Source organism: Paenibacillus sp. HW567 (assembly GCF_000374185.1).
Classification (GTDB): Bacteria; Bacillota; Bacilli; order Paenibacillales; family Paenibacillaceae; genus Paenibacillus_AQ.
The window spans coordinates 5,025,753-5,043,265 of record NZ_KB910518.1 but is presented as its reverse complement, the minus strand read 5'-3'; the positions used below and the strand labels follow the sequence as shown (position 1 = coordinate 5,043,265).

The following is a 17,513-nucleotide window of genomic DNA, read 5'->3' as shown; positions in this document are numbered from 1 at the left end:
AGTGAGAGAGATGAGTATTAGAACACGCAGAGCTTTATCTTTTACGGCAATTGTATTGGGGTTTTTCATGGCGCTGCTGGATACGACGATTATTAATATCGCTCTGCCGGAAATGACACGCCATTTCGGCGGAAGTGTGTCGCAAATTTCATGGGTGATGAACGGGTATAACCTGGCGTTTGCCGTATTTATTCTGACGGCTTCACGGCTGGCGGATCAGTTTGGCCGCAAGAAGGTATTCATAATCGGTGTTGCTTTGTTTACCTTAACCTCGCTGCTGGCCGGGTTTGCTACCTCACTTGGGGTGCTGATCCTGCTGCGGGTGATTCAGGGCCTCGCGGGAGCAATCATTGTTCCTGTTACAATCCCGCTGACTACAACCACCTTTCCAAAAGAAATGCATGGCCTGATCATCGGCATATGGGGAGCCGTGTCGGGTGTGGCGGCAGCGAGCGGTCCCGCTTTGGGCGGGATTATTACGCAGAAGCTGAGCTGGGAGTGGATCTTTTTTGTCAATGTGCCGCTTGGTGTGCTTAGTATTGTGCTAACGGCCATTTTCATCAAGGAATCCCGGGACAACTCGGCAGGCAGGTCGATTGATTACGGCGGAACACTTGGAATCACCGGCGCTATGTTCTGTATTACATATGCGCTGATTAAGGTGCAGGACTATGGCTGGAATTCGGGGGTTGTGCTCGCGCTGCTGGGCACAGGTCTGGTGCTGCTGGCAGTGTTCTTCCTGACACAGTGGAAAGGAAAAGAACCGATGCTGCCCCTGTCGCTGCTGCGGATACGGACATTTAACGGCGCTTCCCTGACCTTGCTGTTCGTCGGCGCGGCACTGATGAATCTCTCGCTGCTGACCTCCTTTTTCCTGACGCGGATGATGGGGATGACCGAGCTTAAGGCTGGGCTTGTGCTCTCGATGGTTGCGGTAGGCTCGATTATAAGCTCGGCGATTTCCGGGCCGCTCTCAGCAAAATATGGCAGCCACCTGTTCGCCGCCGCCGGCATTCTAGTGACGGGAGGAGCGATGTATACCCTGAGCGGACTGCATGCTGACTCGGCGGTTAGCGAAGTGGTGATTCGTCTGTTTGTGGCCGGTGTCGGCGTGGGACTTACGATGGCTCCGGTGATGTCTTCTGCCGTCCGCAATGTGCCGGAGGACAAAGTGGGCATCTCTTCAGGGGTCACAAATATGGCTAAGGCGCTCGGAAGTGTCATCGGGGTGGCTATCATCGTGACCGTGCTGCAGCACAACACGGACAGCGAGCTGCACAAGGCGAATCAGCGTGCGGCCCAGGCCATTCAGGAGGATACGGTGCTGCAGCCGTTCGTCAAAAATGTCCTTGCCGAAGCCGTAGGCTCGCTCGGCAAGGGAGCGGGTTCATCAGCGGGTGGAAGCGCTGGAGGAGCCGGGGGAGCGGACACCGCCGCCGCTGTGGTTCATGCGGTGGAGCTTGCCGCCGCCAAGCTGCCGCCTGCGGAGCAGAAGGCTTTTGCGGCAGACAGCGGCAACCAGTACCGCGAAGCGAAGCTGGTGCTGTCGGGGGCGGGAGGCGGTATGCGGGAGACAGCGGTGCAGGCGTTCAGCCGTACCTTTGTTTTTGCCAGTCTGCTGCTGCTTCCGGGCTTGCTGTTCGCGCTCTTAAGCGACAAACGCCCAAAACCGCAAAAATCGGAGGTGCTTGCCGAGCCTGCTGCGCTGGAGCAGTAACAGAGGTCTATCGAGGCGAAGCCTCATAGGTGAGGCGTATTCTTGCCGCTGCAAGTCCGCAGAGGAAGGGAAGCGGCTATATAAATGATGCTCAAGCGGTCCTGCGAGGACCGCTTTTTGCATTGACATCAATTTCAAACTGTATTAATAATAGTAGTACAATTAATACACTTATATGAAATATTCAGTCAATATCGTCATCGTCTGAATGCAGCACGGGAAAGGAGGACGGTCATGTTCGAATTGGATGTCCGCAGCCGCAAGCCGATTTACGAGCAGTTGACCGATAAGGTCAAGGAGCTGATTATGCACGGGATTTTGGTAGCCGATGAGCAGCTTCCGTCAGTAAGAATCTTATCCTCTCAGCTTACAGTGAACCCTAATACGATCCAGAAAGCCTACCGGGAGCTGGAGCGGGAAGGTTATATTTATTCCTTGCAGGGCAAGGGGAGCTTTGTGGCTTCACTTCAGCAGGGGCAGAGTGAGAGTCAAAGAGCGGAGCTTCGTGAGGAACTGCTGCGCCTGATGGCCGAAGCGGTGTACCTTGGATTTACCGAGAGCGAAATAGGCGCACTGTACCGTCAGGTACTGGAGCAGCGAGAGAAAGGGGCGAAACCATGATTGAAATTCGCGGAGTCAGCAAAAGCTTTCAGGGCGAGAAGGCTGTAGACAGCCTGTCCCTCACGGTACATAAAGGGGCCATTTACGGCCTGCTGGGCTCAAACGGCGCAGGGAAAACAACACTGCTGAAGACACTCGCCGGCATTTACCGGCCCGAAGAAGGAACGGTGAAGGTTGGCGGAGAGACTGTTTTCGAGAGTCCTTCGGTGAAGATGAGGCTTATCTTCATGCCTGACAGTCCTTACTTCTTTCCGCAGGCGACCCTCAAAAGTATGGCGGCCTTCTATCGTTCGATGTATCCGGGCTGGAGCGGGAAACGCTTCGAGGAGCTGGGGGCAATATTTCGGCTGGATAGAGGCCGCAAGCTGAGCCGTTTCTCCAAAGGGATGCAGCGCCAGGCGGCCTTCTGGCTTGCGCTCAGTTGTACGCCGGATGTGCTTATTATGGATGAGCCGATTGACGGGCTTGATCCGGTCATGCGGAAGCAGATCAAAAACCTGCTGTTCCAGGAGGTGGCGGAGCGTGGGCTTACCGTACTTATTTCCTCACATAACCTGCGGGAGATTGAGGATCTGTGCGATCATGTCGGAATAATGCATGGCGGCCGGATGCTGGTGGAGAAGGATCTGGATGATCTGAAGGCGGACACGCACAAAATTCAGGTGGCCTTCCGGGATGAACGGCATGCGTCAGCCTTGACAGCGAAGCTGCAGATTCTGCATCAGGAGCAGCGGGGGAGCGTGAATCTGTATATCGTAAAAGGTGACCGCGAGCGGATTTCGCAAGCTTTTCATGTCTACGAGCCGTATGTATTTGATCTGCTTCCCTTGACGCTGGAGGAAATCTTTATTTATGAAATGGGGGATGCCGGATATGATGCGCAGCCGATTCTTCTTTAACAGCGGCATTATCCGCCAGAATGTGCGCCAGCACGGCTGGATTGGAATCATATATACACTGGGGCTCTTGTTCTCGCTACCGCTGCAGCTATTTATGAACAACAGCTATCCCGGTGCGCAGCCTCAAAAAATCGAGAATCTGTTCCGTGTTGGCGGGAGCATTCAGGCACTGTTCATCATCTCGCTTCCGGTTGCTGCCGGGCTGTTCCTGTTCCGTTATTTACAGTCCAAAATGCCCTCGGATCTGTGGCACAGTCTTCCGCTCCGCCGGGAGCATTTACTTACAGCCCATATGGCGAGCGGTATCGGCCTGCTGCTGATTCCGGTCTGGCTAACGGCGGGGGTTACCGCAATCGTAACGCCGCTTAGCGGCAATATGTATATCTACCCGGGAGCAGATATTTGGCAATGGGGACTTATCGTTAGTATTCTTACGTTGTTTTTATTTGTTTTCAGTGTGTTTGTCGGCATATGTACGGGACAAACAATTCTTCAGGGAATTGTTATCTATATTCTCTTAATTCTGCCTGCTGTTCTGCTGCAGGTTGTTAATCAGCACTTCAGCACGTACCTCTACGGATACCCTGATTGGTATGTGATAAGCAACCGCTTGGAAGGCTGGTCGCCGCTGCTGCGGTTGATGAATGTTTCGGTTAATCCTTACAGCAGGGGAGAGCTATGGATTTACGCCGGTTTATCCGCGGTCTTTCTGGCATTATCCTTTGTGCTGTACCGCAAACGTCAAAGTGAAAAGGCAGGACAGGCGATTGCCTTCACCTATTTCAACCCGCTGTTCAAAGCAGGGGTTATGCTCTGCGCCATGCTGCTGTCGGGAACTTATTTTTCCTCGGTAAAGCCTCATCAGCTTGGCTGGATCATTTGCAGCCACATTGCCGGGGCGCTGTTAGGCTATATCGCAGCGGAGATGATCATCCGCAAAACCTGGCAGATTATAACCCGCAAGACGCCACTGGAATTTGCCGTGTACGGAATACTTCTGGGTCTGCTGGTCTACATTCCGGTGTCGGGGCTCACAGGTTATGAGAGCCGTGTTCCGTCCGGTGATCGCATCAGCAGTGTGTATGCGGGAAGCAACTTCCGGATGTTTAAAGATAATTCGTTTCCCGTGGCTGAAGATGATATCTTTTCAAAGGATAAATCCTACATTGAGGCGGTACGTAAGCTGCATCAGGCGCTTGTCATTGCACGTCCGGAGAAGACTCAGTCTTCGTCCGGCCGCTATCCAATCAGCAAAACGTTCACTTTAGTTTATCAACTGGAGAATGGGCGGAAGCTGGTGCGTGAGTACGTAATCCCCGGTCAAGGGTTCGAGCCTGAACTGAAGACTGTCATGGAGAATCGGGATTTCAAGCGTAGAGAGTATAATCTTCAGGGGCTGGATAAGGGACTTGAAAGCTTCAGATTGGCAAGCCGGAATCGGACGGTAAGCATTACGGAGCCGGAGGATGTACAGGAATTCAAAGCTATTCTGGTAAAAGAAATTCTGGGCATGTCCTATGACGATCAGACTGGCGGTCAATTGTCGCGCGCGAATATCCAGCCGGTCCTCACACCGGAGGAGACCAGGCAAGGGAGCGTGTACTACATTCACAGCTACAGTTGGCTGCCCTCTTATAAGGAGCTGGGGAACTGGCTGGAGCAAAAAGGTTATGCAGACAAGGTGGGGACCCGTCCCGAGGATGTTAAATCTGCCGAAATGTTCAAGGATGATTACAGGGGCAAGCTTCCCCCTGAGGACGTCTATAACCTGGAAAAGCATATATCTCTGGCCCGCAGCGACAACCGTTCAGTGGTTACCCGGGACATGGCGCGGATTGCGGAAATTCTGAAATGCCAGCGTGATTATACGGGGAAAAACGGAGCTTATGTAGTTAAGGTGGAGTACAAAGATGGAGACATAAATTATATTTCTCTTCCTGAGCAGGACATGCCGCCAGCGCTGAAATCGCTGCTTCCGTAGCGTGGAGGGAATCGCCTTAATGAAAGATACAGGTTGACAGAACCTGGAATAGTGGCTTATGCTTTTGGAAATTAAATGAAGGAGGTCAGGACAGATGATGGAACAAGGAAATAATCTACGCTCGAATAATGTCTACATGCTTCGATTCCATCTGTCCGCCTCGTTCGGCAGGTCAGCCTCTGCAGCGGCTCGTTTATTTCCGGCAGCAAGCAATGTTGTGTACCGGCAATAATATGCCTGAATTTGCATTAGGCGGCAACCTGGCCATGGACGATGGAGTCCATGGCCTTTTTGTATTCTTTTTAGCTAAGAAAGGGGAATTATCCTATGACTGAAATACACGAATCAATAAGGCGCCAGCTCCGTGCCATTGAATCGGAGGAGAATGTCCGTATCCTCTATGCCTGCGAATCCGGCAGCCGGGCCTGGGGATTTCCGTCCAAAGACAGTGACTATGATGTCCGGTTCCTGCTCGTGCGCCGCCCGGAAGCTTATCTGTCGATCTTCGAGCAGAGGGATGTTATCGAGCGGCCGATCAGCGACATGCTGGATATCAACGGCTGGGATCTGAAGAAAGGGCTTCAACTGTTCCGCAAATCTAATCCGCCGCTCCTGGAGTGGCTGCAATCACCGATCCGGTATGAAGAGAACTATACAGTGGCTGAGCGTATCCGCAGCTTATCGCCGCTTGGCTTCTCGCCCAAATCCTGTGTCTATCACTATCTCTATATGGCCCGGGGGAACTACCGTACTTATCTGCAGGGGAGCGAGGTGAAGATCAAGAAGTACTTTTACGTCCTCCGGCCCCTGCTGGCCTGCGCCTGGATTGAGAAATATCAAGAGGTGCCGCCGCTGGAATTCACCACGCTGGTATCCGACCTGATTCCGGAGGGCACAGAGCTGAGAGAGACGGTCGAAAGGCTGCTGGTCCGCAAAATGTCAGGCGATGAGCTGAACCTGGAGCCGCGTCTTGAGATCATTAACAGTTACCTGGAACAGAGAATTAGCCATTTTGAAACGGTGGCCGCCCAGTTTAACCAGGGAAGCGGCTCACCGGATGAAGCGCTGGATGAGCTTTTCCGCTCCGCGCTGATAGAGGTATGGGGCGGAGATCGCCGCTGGAATTCGTGAGGGGACAATTAAGTAACGTTAAGGAGAGATAGACTCTATGCATTTGAACATTAGAGCGACTGGAGCGGGTGCAGGCATGCTGTCCCACCTGCTGGCCAAGAATCCTAATAACCTGTATGACCGCATGGAAAAAGAAGCCCGGGTGCGCATCGTCTTCACCGCCTCCTCCGAGGAAGAGGCCGAAGCGGTCATATATGTCACGCCCGATCCGATTGAACTCGTAAAAGGTACATCTTCCGCGCACATTGATATCACACAGTATATTAATGACCGTGAATTTGTGGTGAGCAGCCTGTTTTGTACCTATATCCGTTCTGCACTGGGTACTGCGCTGAATGGTAAACCGAAAGAAGCCTATTTACAATGGGTTGACCAGCCGCTTGCTTTGGAGCTGGAATTTGGGCCTGTAGCGTCTAATTTGCCGGACCGGTCTCTGGAGGAGCTGTTCACGGCTCTCGGCTATAAAGTGCAGTTGGAGCGGGGAGATGCGGAATACAGCTTTGATCTAAAGAGCCGCAGCTCCGTCCGGTACATAAGGCTAAAGGGCAAGCAGACATTGCAGACCGCGCTGCGGCAGCTATTCGTGCTGATTCCTGCACTGGATGACTATAAGCATTACTATATCAGCGACGATGAGGTAGACAAGATCAGGCGCTACGGGGAAGGCTGGCTGGAGAACCATCCGCAGCGCGGACTGATCCTGAAGCGGACCCTGCGTTTTGCCGGTGCGATCAAGCAATATGAGGAGCTGACGGCCCGGGAGGACAATATGCAGGAGAGCCTGACTCTGGACAGCGCACCGATGGAGGAAATTGAAGAGGAACCTGTTACTCTAGCTGAGGCTACTGCGGCAATGGAAGCCGCCGAAGCGCCCAAAGTCAGGCTGAATGATCTGCGTTATGCCGCAATTGCGGATGTGGTGGATGGACTTGCGGCCAAACGCAGTATTGTCGATTTTGGGTCCGGGGAAGGGAAGCTTTCTGTCAGATTAAGCAGTGTGCCGGGGGTGTCTGAGATCAAGGCGGTGGAGCCCTCCGCCACGGCGCAAATGCGGGCGCTGGACCGATTTGCCAAGCTTGTGGGAAGGCCTGGCGTTACAGCCCCTGAACCAGTGACGGGATCGCTGTTCTATTACGATGAATCGCTGCGGAGCAAGGATGTGATGATTCTCTGCGAGGTTATCGAGCATATTGATGAATACCGGCTTGGCCGGGTGATGGACACCATTTTTCACGAATATGCCCCGGGCACGTTGATTATTACTACACCGAACAAGGAATACAACGCAGTATATGAGTTGGATCAGGAGGAAATGCGGCATGGAGATCACCGCTTTGAGTGGAGCCGGGAGGCGTTTGCCGTCTGGTGTTCCCGCTGGACCTCGGCCTACAAGTATTCCGTCCAACTAAGCGGCATTGGCGAGTTCACGCAGGAGTATGGATACCCGACGCAGATGGCCATATTTACGAAGGAGGATTTGTTGTAATGACTGACAGACAAGAAGGGCAGCGGGTGATCCCTTTTCCGCATGGAGGCATAATTGTACTCGTCGGGCCTTCTAACAGCGGCAAAACCACTCTGCTCCGCAGACTTGTACAAGAAGGTACACTGCTGCAGACAGAGATCGTTTCTTCGGACGATTACCGGACACTTGTGGGTGATGTTGAGTATATCGACTGGAAGGGCCGCACCCGGGAAGAAGCCGACATTCTGTATAGCGATTACCAGAGGCTGTCGAGTTTGGCTTTTGAGGCGATGAATACGGTTGTGTCCATGCGCAGCCGGCTGGGCAAGCTGACAGTGGTGGATGCCACGCATCTGCAGCCTGAATACCGCAGGAAATATATTGATTTGGCTGCAAAATATGATCTTCCCTGCGCCGCCTGGATTCTGGATCTGCCGGAGCAGACACTGCTTGAGCGCGACAAAAGCCGGGAGCAGCCGCGCGGCAGACAACGTGTGAAGCAACAATTTGTCCAGTTCAAACGTTCGCTGCGTGGACTGCGCGATGAAGGGTTTGACTTCACTTATATGCTCAAGGAGACGGAAACCGTACAGTTCATACGGAAAAAGAACGCACTGCTGGCCGAGATTGGCGCTGGAGTGGATGTGGTCGGCGATATTCACGGCTGTTACGATGAAATGCTGGAATTGCTGGGACAACTGGGCTACGCACCGGATGGCGCCGGACTGTACAGACATCCTGAAGGCAGGACTCTGATCTCCGTCGGTGATGTGATGAGCCGTGGCCCGAAATCGCTCGACACCATGCGATTCTGGAAACAGCACTGCGCTGCCGGAATTGCCCGCATGATCGACAGTAATCACGGCTGGAAGATCGCCCGATATCTTAACGGGCGCAACGTTACTTTGAGTCATGGCGATGAGAACATAGCTGCCGAGCTGGCACAGTATGCCCGTGAAGCGGGTGAAGGTGCGGCAAGTGAACTCAAAGAAGAACTGAAGCAGTTTCTGCTGTCCGCGCCAAGCCATCTGGTGTTGTGCCGCGAGGGGGTGCGGCGTGTAGTCGTCGCCCATGCCGGAATCCGTGACGAATATATCGGCAAGCAGTCGAAACGGATACAGGATTTCTGCCGCTACGGCGATACGGACGGCATAGACGACAATGGTGCTCCCGTCCGCAAGGAATGGTATTTAGGGCACGAATCAGGAGAGCTTATCGTCTGGGGGCATGATCCCAGACCTTACCCGACAGTGGTAAAGAACACGATCAACATAGACCAGGGTGCGGTGTTTGGAGGCTCCTTGACAGCTTACCGCTACCCTGAACAGCAGTTTGTCAGTGTCAAAGCATACAAGGACTACGCTGAGGACCCTGACAGTCCGCTGATCCGCTGGGAGCGGGGGCGATTCTCGCCGCCTAACCTGCGCAAGTTCGTGGAAGGGTACTCCGTCATGACGGATACCTATGGCGAAATTTCTGTGCGCGGCGAATTTGTGAAGGCAGCGATAGACAGCGTATCCCACTACACCATTCCGATGGAGGAGCTTATCTACATTCCGCCGACCATGAGCCCGGCGCCGATGGTTTCCGCGAATGAAGATTATCTTGAACACCCGCGTGAAGCAATAGCCTACTTCCGTTCCCAGGGTGTCGAGACAATGGTCGCTGAGAAAAAGCATATGGGCAGCCGCGCGACTCTGTTGCTGTTCCGTGACGAGCAGGCGGCCGTAGCTTATGTCGGCCGTCCGACGCTGGGCACTATTTATACCCGTACCGGCCGGGCCTTCTTCGATAAGGAGACCGAACGCAATGTGTTGTCCCGTCTGAATACGGATCTGCATAGAGCAGATTATTTCACCCGCTATAATACGGAATTGCTGCTGCTTGACGCAGAGATTATTCCGTGGAACCTGAAGGCGCGTGAACTGATCGCTACCCAGTATGCCCATGTTGCCGAAGCCGCCGAGCTGGACCGCGGGCATCTCCTGAAGAAGCTGCGCGAAGCCGGGAATGCCGGACGCGATGTGTCGGGCTGGGTACAGGAGATGGAGGGCAAGCTGAAGAGCGCCCGTATATTCCGCGAAGCTTTTCAGCAGTATTGCTGGGATACAAGCGGACTTGATGGCGTCCGGATCGCTCCGTTTCATACGCTGGCACATAGCGGACAGACCTTCTTCGATCATACTCATCTCTGGCATATGGAGCATGGACGCGAGCTGGCAAAGCTGTCGCCGCTTTTTATGGAGACGGAATACCGGGTTATTACCTGCGGGGCTGACGATGCGGATGTTATCCGCTGGTGGGAGGAACTGACAGAGGACGGGCATGAAGGCATCGTCATCAAGCCGGAAACCTTCATTGCCCGCAGCGGCAAATCAATGATACAGCCAGCCATCAAGATCAGGGGCCGCAAATATTTGCACATTATTTATGGTATTGATTATCTGCTGCCGGACAATCTGGCCCGGCTCAAGCAGCGCAAAACCGGCAAAAAAGAGCGCCACGCCCTTATGGAATGCGCGCTAAGCGTCGAATCCGTGGAGCGGTTTATCCGCAAGGAGCCGCTGGAGCGTGTGCATGAATGCGTACTTGCCGCATTGTCGCTCGAATCCGATCCGGTCGATCCGCGGCTGTAGTATCAAAATATATAAAAGAGAATGTAATTGAGGTGCAATAAATGTTGAATCAAGCTGCTGAGGTTTCACTCAGCAAATTTATGACCAAGCTGCTCCGGCATACCCCGGAGGCGTACGGCTTGATCCTGGACCCTGAGGACGGTTCTTGTCTGCTGGAGGATCTGCTGGATGTTATCCGCAAGACTCCAAGATGGTCGGGGATCACTGAGGCGGACATCCGTCAGGTTGTTGCCAATTGTGAGAAGCAGCGCTTCGCCATCCAGGGAGAACGCATTAAAGCACGGTATGGGCACAGTCACGCCAAGCTTGAATATGAGCCGGGGACACCGCCGCTTGTACTGTATCATGGAACCCATCAAAATGCGTTGCCGGCCATTCTGAAAGAGGGGCTTCAGCCAATGGGACGGCAATATGTGCATTTGTCGGAAGGACTTCATTTCGCCAGCTTGGCCGGGAGCCGCAGAGGCAAGCTGGTGCTGCTGACGGTCGATACGGTTAAAGCTGCGCAGCACGGTGTAACCTTCTATTATGCGGGTAATGAAGTGTGGCTGGCGGAGCCGGTTCCGCCTGCTTGTATTGCACGTCGGGAGGAGCCGTAGATCAGAACTGTTCCATTAGGAGGAATTCCCATGAATGAAGTGCCGGATCATCTGGACCACGGCCTGCAGATTGTCTTCATCGGCTTCAACCCCAGTCTCCGCTCCGGGGAGCTGGGGCATCACTATGCGAATCCGCGCAATAACTTCTGGCGCATTCTGGAGCGCTCCGGTCTGACGCCGCGCCTCTACGATGCTTCGGAGGATGGGGAGCTGCTCCGGCTTGGGCTGGGCTTCACGAATATCGTGGCCCGCCCGACGCGCGGGGCAGAGGATATAACGCGGGAGGAATACGCCGGGGGGCGGGAGCTTCTCCGCGGCAAGCTGGTCCGCTACCGCCCGGAGATCGCCTGCTTTGTAGGCAAGGGGGTCTACACGGAATTCAGCCGCAGACCCAAGGCGGACTGGGGCTTTCAGGACGAACAGCTCCCCGTTGTAGACGGTGTGCGCGAGTTCGTCGCTCCCTCATCCAGCGGCCTGGTCCGCATGCCGATGCCGGAGATCGTGGGCATTTACCGCAAGCTCCACGAATACATGCAGGAAAGCCGCTGACGAATGTTGCTGAATCGGTCTAACTGGCCGGAATCGAGCGGATCAAGGATAAAAGTGCACCTGAATGGCCGCTCTGTCCTTATGCTCACTATATTTGCCCCGTGGATTTTGCGGACATACGCTCCAGCCGGGTAGATGTATTTGCTGCAGTTAAAAAGGTCGCGTTATGCCGTATTACTAGCGATAAATGTATTTGGTACCATTAAAAATCGCGAAATGACTACTTTTTCTGATATGACAGCTATTTAAGTGTACAGACTGCATTTAAAGCTGTATTGACCTCCAAACGGCACTGTTTAATTGTACGAAATGCAGCTACGTTTCCCAGCGCAAGTGTGCAGCCGGAATGTTCTGGGCAACGCGGCTCACCGCAGGCCGGAGCGCAGCAAAAAACACCCTTGAAGCAAGGGTGTTTTTTGCGCTGCTAAGGTTGTCTGCTGCCACAACGCGCGGTCAGATCTCGATCAGCAGCAGAATAATCGAGGACAGCGACAGACAGATGCTGATTAGATACAGGACAGCAACGACCTGCTTCTGGTTCAGGCCGGCCTTGAGCAGGCGGTAATGCACCTGGGTGGCATCGGCCTGATAAATGGATTTGCCTTGAAGGAAACGTTTGGTGATGACGAACAGATTGTCGAAGATCGGCAAGCCGAGCGCCAGAATCGGGATGAACAGCGACAGCACCGTCGCCTGCTTGAAAGCACCATCCAGCGCGATCACGGCGAGAATATAGCCCAGAAAGGTGGCGCCGGCATCGCCCATGAAGATTTTAGCCGGAGCCTTGTTGTAGCGCAGATAGGCTATGGTGACACCCACCAGCGTGATAGCCATAATAGCAGAGGTCGATTGCCCCTTGGCCAAAGCAACCACGAACAGCGTAATTGCCGAAATCGCCGTCAGCCCGCCGGCCAGGCCGTCCATGCCGTCAGAGAAATTGATCACTGTCGTTACGCCGAAAATCCAAAGGATCGTAAGCACAAATTGCAGGATCACCGGCAGCGAGATATAATCGCCGGAGAAAGGGTTAATGAAGCCGGTGAAGGCATTGCCCGACAGAAAGACCAGAATCGCCGCCGCAATCTGAACGATAAACTTCGGCAGCGCCGGGAAGTCCTTGCCTTTGGTTTTGTACCAGTCATCAATGGTGCCTATGGTCAGCAGGAGCACGCCGCCAATGAACAGGGCGAGGGTCTCCAGCGAGAATTCATGGGTAAACAGCAGATAGGTGATGAAAAATCCGATGAATATAGCATAACTGGCTGTCAGCGGAATGGGCTCCCTGTGTATTTTGCGTTCCACATCCTGCCTTGGCTTGTCCACAAAATCGAGCCGGAAAGCGAGCCTGCCAAGCGGAGGAATCAGCAAGTAGACGATGGAGAAGGAGACCAGAAACGCTAGAACGTAAAAAATGACAATCACCGCCGTAAATTATTTTTAATAAGCCTGTCTGAATTATATCGCAGAAAGTAAGCTCTTGTCGACGAGACATGAAACTTGAGGGGGATTTTGGAGAATGAAGTATGAAGTCATTTTATTCGATGCCGATGATACACTGTTTGATTATGGAATGGCGGAGAGCAGAGCGTTGTACAATGCGTTTGCTCATTTTGGACTGCCGACCGGCGCGGAGGAGTATGCGGCCAGCTATCAGGAAATCAACCGGGCGCTGTGGAAGGATCTGGAGCAAGGGCGCATTTCCTCGGCTGATCTGCGGGTTGAACGGTTCAACCGGCTGTTTGCCGCACACAAGCTTGAACTGAGCCCGGAAGCATTCAGTGAAGCCTATTTGCGTTTTTTGGGCGAAGGGACCTTCCTGATTGAGGGGGCCGTGGAGCTGTGCGGAGAGCTGTCAGGCTGCAGGCTGGCGATCATCACCAATGGAATCAAGGATGTGCAGCGGTCCAGAATCCAGGGTTCGCCGCTGAGCGGTGTTTTTGAGCAGATCATTATTTCCGAGGAGGCAGGCTGTCAGAAGCCGGAGCCGGGAATTTTTGATTATGCTTTTGCCAAACTGGGGATTTCCGATAAAAGCAAGGTGCTGATTGTAGGCGATTCGCTGACCTCCGATATCCAGGGGGGCATAGGCTACGGCATCGACACCTGCTGGTTCAATCCGCTGGGAAAAAAGGGCGATCCGGGCACCCGGCCAACCTATGAGATTCGGGCGCTGTCAGAGCTTCCGGCAATTGCCTTACTAGGGCGCTGAGCTTGGAAATAACTTATTTGGAAAATAAAAAGAGTTGAACAGGGTGGAAATGTCGGTTTTTGTTGGAATAAATTAGTAGACACTCTAAAAAATATGTTTTAGAATGGGCTTGTCTTTAGAGTGAGATGGATTTATAGATTTTGGTGACTTTAAGGAGTTGAGAACATGGTCCGGATTTTCAGCGTCAAAATTCCCAAAGCCTCCACTGTGAATTATGAGGAAGTGCTGGATCTTTTGTCGGAAGAACGGAGACTGAGGACACTTCGGTACCGGAGAAAAGAGGACCGCATCCGCAGCGTGCTCGGGGAAACTCTGATTCGCACACTGCTGATCAGGGAGCACCACTTGGACAACCGTTCTCTCCGCTTTGCCGTCAACCGTTACGGGAAGCCTTATCTTGCCGATTTGCCAGATTGTCAATTCAATCTCTCCCATGCGGGAGACTACGTAATGTGCGCTATCGACCAGAAGCCGCTGGGCATTGATGTGGAAGAAATCAAGCCTATGGATCTGTCAATTGCCAGCCGCTTCTTTGCCCCCTGTGAGAATCAAGAGATTCTGCGCATGCCGGAAGACAGGCGCTTGGATCATTTCTATCAATTGTGGACCGCCAAGGAGAGTTATATCAAGTTCAAAGGGAGCGGGCTGTCCATGCCACTCAATTCTTTCTGCCTGCAAATTTCCGATGGGTGTATAGAGCTTGTTGAGCAGGAGGGTTCTCCGGCAGCTCAGGCGGAGTGCTACTTCAAGCCATTCCATATTTCCGTTGACTATAAAGTCACACTTTGCTCGGAAAGTCCCAATCATCCGAAGGAGATTCAGAACATAGATTGCCACGAATTGCTCAGAGAGTTCAGAGAAAGATCAGGACCCGCTATATCCAGAAAATAGGTAAAATTGTAGTGTGTTATGGTCATGCCGGCGGAGAACCTGTCTCTGCTTATCATTCAAAAATCCCCTTCAAGCATCAAGCATGAAGGGGATTTTTGAAGTTACTCTTGCCAGTAGTGGCGGAGATCGTTAAGCTCAAGCCTGCTGGTGTGTATCCAGCGGCTTCAGATGAGCCTCGATCTGCTCGCGTTTTTCTTCGAGGAAAGGCGGCAGGGCGAGGGATTCACCGAGATGATCGGTATGCTCGTCAGTGGCAAAGCCGGGACCGTCCGTCGCCAGCTCGAACAGGATTCCGTTCGGTTCACGGAAATACAGTGAACGGAAGTAGAAGCGGTCAACGAAACCTGAGTTGGGACGTCCGGCGCTGCGGATTTGCTCGATCCACAGCTTCAGCTCTTCTTCGTTATCGACACGGAAAGCCACATGATGCACACCGCCGCGTCCGAGCCGCTCCTGCGGGAGGTCATTTCGTTCCTCCAGGTGAATCTCCGTGCCGGAGCCGCCTTCGCCGGTCTCGAACACGATGACATCCGGCTGTCCGGCAACCGGGGATGGATAGCTGCCTTTACGGCGGAAGCCAAGCAGATCCACAAGCACCTGTACCGTATGCTCTGCCGTCTCAACGGTTAAATGAACCGGTCCAAGTCCGACAATGCCGTATTCCGCCGGAACCGGGCTTTTATCCCAAGGCTTGCCGCCGGCAACCCCTTGATTGTGCTCATCCGAGACAAGAATCAGCCGTTGGCCCTCATGGTCCCGGAAGGCTAAGGTTTTACGGCCGCCGCGATCTGTAATTTCATCGTGGTCCACCTGGAATTCCGTAAATCGGTTTGCCCAGTAGTCCAGCGCCTTGTCGTCCGGTACCCGCAGCGACAGCGCAGAAATGCTGTTATTGCCGTCACGGTTGCGCCCTGCGTTCGGAATCTCGAAGAAAGTAACCTCAGTTCCGGGGTTGCCCACCTCGTCGCCGTAGAACAAATGATAGACGGAGACATCATCCTGGTTCACTGTTTTTTTGATCAGCCGGAGTCCGAGCACCTGGGTATAGAATTTGAAGTTTTCCGGGGCTTTGGCCGTAAGGGATGATACGTGGTGAAGTCCTTTTAATGTTAAACTCATGGTAGTCCCTCCTAAAGTGTGTATTATAAATGGTTTGTTTTAATGAATATTTTTAAGTTACTTACATTTTAATAGTAAACCTCGAAATTTGCAAGTATGAACTTCATTTTCCACAAAGGAGAGCGATATGATACATACACCGGCAAGCTTAATGGAGCAGCTCCTAGCTCTGGGGATTGATCCGCAGGGAACGCTGCTCGTCCATTCGTCGTTAAAAAGCATCGGAGAAGTTCAGGGAGGCGCGGATACGGTGCTGGACGTTCTGTCCGGGTATATGAAGGAGGGGCTGCTTGTTCTGCCTACGCATACCTGGTCGTATATCAACGCAGACAATCCGCGGTTCTCGGTGCTGGAGTCGCCTTCCTGTGTCGGGATTCTGCCGGAATTGTTCCGAAAGCGCCCGGGTGTAATCCGCTCCTGGCATCCAACCCATTCCGTGGCTGCGCTGGGGGATGATGCGGCTGAGTTCACTTCCGGCGGCGGGCGGTGGGATACGCCCTGTGCCCGGGGATCGGTATATGGCAAGCTGCTGGACCGCAGGGCGGATATTATGCTGCTCGGGGTAGATTTGCGCCGGAACACATTCATTCACGGGATTGAGGAATGGCTGGACATCCCCGGCAGAATGACGGATGACCATGAACAGTTGTACACCTTAACGCCCGAAGGGGAGGAACTGCTTGTGCCTTCGCGCAGGCATTCCGGGCTCTCCTGGTCACAGCATTTCTGGAAGGTTGAGAAGGTGCTTGAAGAGGGCGGCGCTTTGCGCAGGGGCAGCTTCGGTGATGCCGCTGTCATGCTCTGTGGAACAGTAGAAACGACTGAGATGCTAAGCCGGATGCTGACCGCTGATCCTGATTTGTTCTCGGACAACGAGCCGCTGGACGGAGGAGAGAAGCCTGAACCGCTGCCCAAGACGAAACGGGCAATCCCGGAGTGAATTCCAGAATAAGGTTGACAGCTTCTGGAATATCATGTTAAGCTGACAGCAAATTTACGGGCCGCAAGGCGATGGAGGTGTAGGAGCAATGATGACGGTGAATGGTTATGATTCAATAGGCAAGCAAGACATAAGTGAGCAAGAGCTATTTCATAACGAGCCGGCAGTTGATTCCTATATTGACGAGACAATAGTATTGCGCAGCCTCCCATGCAGGATGAACCTGCACCCGTAAGCAATAATTCCGGGAACCAGGGCTGCGCATCCGCAGCCTTTTTCTTTTGGCCTTTTACAGGGCTGGGGAAGGAGGCGGCGGGCGCAGCCCTTTTTTTTGTAAAGCCAATTCCCTCGAAAGGAGAGTATTCCATGAACGCAGAGCGCATCGAGATCCAAGAAATACTGGAGCAGGAGTTATTTATAGCCTTCAAGCAAACCCCGCGACAAGAGCAGCTATATGCTATCCGTCCGGTGTATTCCACATATCGTGATGAGCTGCCGAGCTTGGGTCCGGCTCTTTCATTCACCCGGGTATCTCTCCTGACGGGAAGAGGTCAAGGGAATTCTGTTGCCAGCTTACAGCTTCTTAAGAAGCTGTAGCTCCAAGGGATGATGGATGAGGCTGCCGGATCACGAAAGCTTGCGTTGCATTTGTATAAGATGCAGCGTCAGACCTGTGAACCGGCGGCCTTTTTCTGTTGAGCTGAGCTTCGGGTTTGCCCGGCAGAAGATTACTTATGACAACAATCAGGAGGAGTA

General features: G+C 53.3%; 15 protein-coding genes. 13 read left to right on the top strand and 2 right to left on the bottom strand.

The features are described from left to right. The first annotated feature begins 10 nt into the window (after positions 1 to 10). The 9 genes from B212_RS0122385 (at position 11) to B212_RS0122340 (ending at position 11,598) form a co-directional block, all read left to right on the top strand. Complete coding sequence (locus B212_RS0122385) at positions 11 to 1,717, top strand: MFS transporter (RefSeq protein ID WP_019913358.1); 1,707 nt, start codon at positions 11 to 13, stop codon at positions 1,715 to 1,717. A 234-nt stretch (positions 1,718 to 1,951) separates the two neighbouring features. After that, positions 1,952 to 2,338, top strand: coding sequence for a GntR family transcriptional regulator (locus tag B212_RS0122380; RefSeq protein ID WP_019913357.1), 387 nt, complete (start codon positions 1,952 to 1,954; stop codon positions 2,336 to 2,338). After that, on the top strand, positions 2,335 to 3,237 hold the full coding sequence (locus B212_RS0122375) for an ABC transporter ATP-binding protein (RefSeq protein WP_019913356.1): 903 nt from the start codon (positions 2,335 to 2,337) through the stop codon (positions 3,235 to 3,237). The genes B212_RS0122380 and B212_RS0122375 overlap by 4 nt, the downstream gene beginning before the upstream one ends. Then, the gene (locus tag B212_RS32215; protein ID WP_019913355.1) at positions 3,191 to 5,218 is read left to right on the top strand and encodes an ABC transporter permease; all 2,028 of its coding nucleotides are present in this window, start codon (positions 3,191 to 3,193) and stop codon (positions 5,216 to 5,218) included. Before B212_RS0122375 ends, B212_RS32215 begins: the two co-directional genes overlap by 47 nt. 327 nt (positions 5,219 to 5,545) lie before the next feature. Further along, positions 5,546 to 6,349: a nucleotidyltransferase domain-containing protein gene (locus B212_RS0122360; RefSeq protein ID WP_019913352.1), complete on the top strand. Its 804-nt coding sequence runs from the start codon at positions 5,546 to 5,548 to the stop codon at positions 6,347 to 6,349. A 37-nt stretch (positions 6,350 to 6,386) separates the two neighbouring features. Beyond that, positions 6,387 to 7,835 carry a 3' terminal RNA ribose 2'-O-methyltransferase Hen1 gene (locus B212_RS0122355; protein ID WP_019913351.1) on the top strand — a complete coding sequence of 483 codons (1,449 nt, stop codon included), beginning with the start codon at positions 6,387 to 6,389 and terminating at the stop codon, positions 7,833 to 7,835. Further along, the gene (locus B212_RS0122350; protein WP_019913350.1) at positions 7,835 to 10,450 is read left to right on the top strand and encodes a polynucleotide kinase-phosphatase; all 2,616 of its coding nucleotides are present in this window, start codon (positions 7,835 to 7,837) and stop codon (positions 10,448 to 10,450) included. Before B212_RS0122355 ends, B212_RS0122350 begins: the two co-directional genes overlap by 1 nt. A gap of 41 nt (positions 10,451 to 10,491) precedes the next feature. Further along, positions 10,492 to 11,049 carry an RNA 2'-phosphotransferase gene (locus B212_RS32210; RefSeq protein WP_019913349.1) on the top strand — a complete coding sequence of 186 codons (558 nt, stop codon included), beginning with the start codon at positions 10,492 to 10,494 and terminating at the stop codon, positions 11,047 to 11,049. A 30-nt stretch (positions 11,050 to 11,079) separates the two neighbouring features. Then, positions 11,080 to 11,598, top strand: a complete 519-nt coding sequence (locus B212_RS0122340; protein ID WP_019913348.1) for a mismatch-specific DNA-glycosylase — start codon at positions 11,080 to 11,082, stop codon at positions 11,596 to 11,598. Positions 11,599 to 12,051: 453 nt separating this feature from the next. Here the strand turns inward: B212_RS0122340 and B212_RS0122335 are convergent, their stop codons facing one another. Further along, on the bottom strand, positions 12,052 to 13,011 hold the full coding sequence (locus B212_RS0122335) for an MraY family glycosyltransferase (RefSeq protein WP_198015945.1): 960 nt from the start codon (positions 13,009 to 13,011) through the stop codon (positions 12,052 to 12,054). Between the two features lie 103 nt (positions 13,012 to 13,114). Between B212_RS0122335 and B212_RS0122330 the strand changes: the two genes are divergently transcribed. Together B212_RS0122330 and B212_RS32205 are read left to right on the top strand one after the other, a co-directional pair. Then, entirely contained in the window at positions 13,115 to 13,807 is a 693-nt protein-coding gene (locus B212_RS0122330; protein ID WP_019913346.1) for a YjjG family noncanonical pyrimidine nucleotidase, read from the top strand. A 165-nt stretch (positions 13,808 to 13,972) separates the two neighbouring features. Beyond that, on the top strand, positions 13,973 to 14,698 hold the full coding sequence (locus tag B212_RS32205; RefSeq protein WP_019913345.1) for a 4'-phosphopantetheinyl transferase family protein: 726 nt from the start codon (positions 13,973 to 13,975) through the stop codon (positions 14,696 to 14,698). A 135-nt stretch (positions 14,699 to 14,833) separates the two neighbouring features. On the opposite strand, the gene B212_RS0122320 is transcribed toward B212_RS32205, so the two are convergent. Next, positions 14,834 to 15,817, bottom strand: coding sequence for a ring-cleaving dioxygenase (locus tag B212_RS0122320; protein ID WP_019913344.1), 984 nt, complete (start codon positions 15,815 to 15,817; stop codon positions 14,834 to 14,836). A gap of 127 nt (positions 15,818 to 15,944) precedes the next feature. Between B212_RS0122320 and B212_RS0122315 the strand changes: the two genes are divergently transcribed. After that, positions 15,945 to 16,757 (top strand): AAC(3) family N-acetyltransferase, encoded by an 813-nt coding sequence (locus tag B212_RS0122315; RefSeq protein ID WP_019913343.1) that lies wholly within the window; start codon positions 15,945 to 15,947, stop codon positions 16,755 to 16,757. Between the two features lie 366 nt (positions 16,758 to 17,123). Continuing rightward, a complete protein-coding gene (locus B212_RS0122305) occupies positions 17,124 to 17,354 on the top strand; it encodes a hypothetical protein (protein WP_019913341.1) in 231 nt (76 codons plus the stop codon). The last annotated feature ends 159 nt before the right edge of the window (positions 17,355 to 17,513 follow it).

What these genes read in the sequence shown, in the direction of transcription:
- B212_RS0122320 (WP_019913344.1), bottom strand. Translation starts at nt 15,817, where the DNA reads ATGAGTTTAACATTAAAAGGACTTCACCACGTATCATCCCTTACGGCC.
- B212_RS0122385 (WP_019913358.1), top strand. Translation starts at nt 11, where the DNA reads ATGAGTATTAGAACACGCAGAGCTTTATCTTTTACGGCAATTGTATTG.
- B212_RS0122305 (WP_019913341.1), top strand. Translation starts at nt 17,124, where the DNA reads ATGAACGCAGAGCGCATCGAGATCCAAGAAATACTGGAGCAGGAGTTA.
- B212_RS0122380 (WP_019913357.1), top strand. Translation starts at nt 1,952, where the DNA reads ATGTTCGAATTGGATGTCCGCAGCCGCAAGCCGATTTACGAGCAGTTG.
- B212_RS0122315 (WP_019913343.1), top strand. Translation starts at nt 15,945, where the DNA reads ATGATACATACACCGGCAAGCTTAATGGAGCAGCTCCTAGCTCTGGGG.
- B212_RS0122360 (WP_019913352.1), top strand. Translation starts at nt 5,546, where the DNA reads ATGACTGAAATACACGAATCAATAAGGCGCCAGCTCCGTGCCATTGAA.
- B212_RS0122350 (WP_019913350.1), top strand. Translation starts at nt 7,835, where the DNA reads ATGACTGACAGACAAGAAGGGCAGCGGGTGATCCCTTTTCCGCATGGA.
- B212_RS0122330 (WP_019913346.1), top strand. Translation starts at nt 13,115, where the DNA reads ATGAAGTATGAAGTCATTTTATTCGATGCCGATGATACACTGTTTGAT.
- B212_RS32205 (WP_019913345.1), top strand. Translation starts at nt 13,973, where the DNA reads ATGGTCCGGATTTTCAGCGTCAAAATTCCCAAAGCCTCCACTGTGAAT.
- B212_RS0122375 (WP_019913356.1), top strand. Translation starts at nt 2,335, where the DNA reads ATGATTGAAATTCGCGGAGTCAGCAAAAGCTTTCAGGGCGAGAAGGCT.
- B212_RS0122355 (WP_019913351.1), top strand. Translation starts at nt 6,387, where the DNA reads ATGCATTTGAACATTAGAGCGACTGGAGCGGGTGCAGGCATGCTGTCC.
- B212_RS32210 (WP_019913349.1), top strand. Translation starts at nt 10,492, where the DNA reads ATGTTGAATCAAGCTGCTGAGGTTTCACTCAGCAAATTTATGACCAAG.
- B212_RS0122340 (WP_019913348.1), top strand. Translation starts at nt 11,080, where the DNA reads ATGAATGAAGTGCCGGATCATCTGGACCACGGCCTGCAGATTGTCTTC.
- B212_RS32215 (WP_019913355.1), top strand. Translation starts at nt 3,191, where the DNA reads ATGAAATGGGGGATGCCGGATATGATGCGCAGCCGATTCTTCTTTAAC.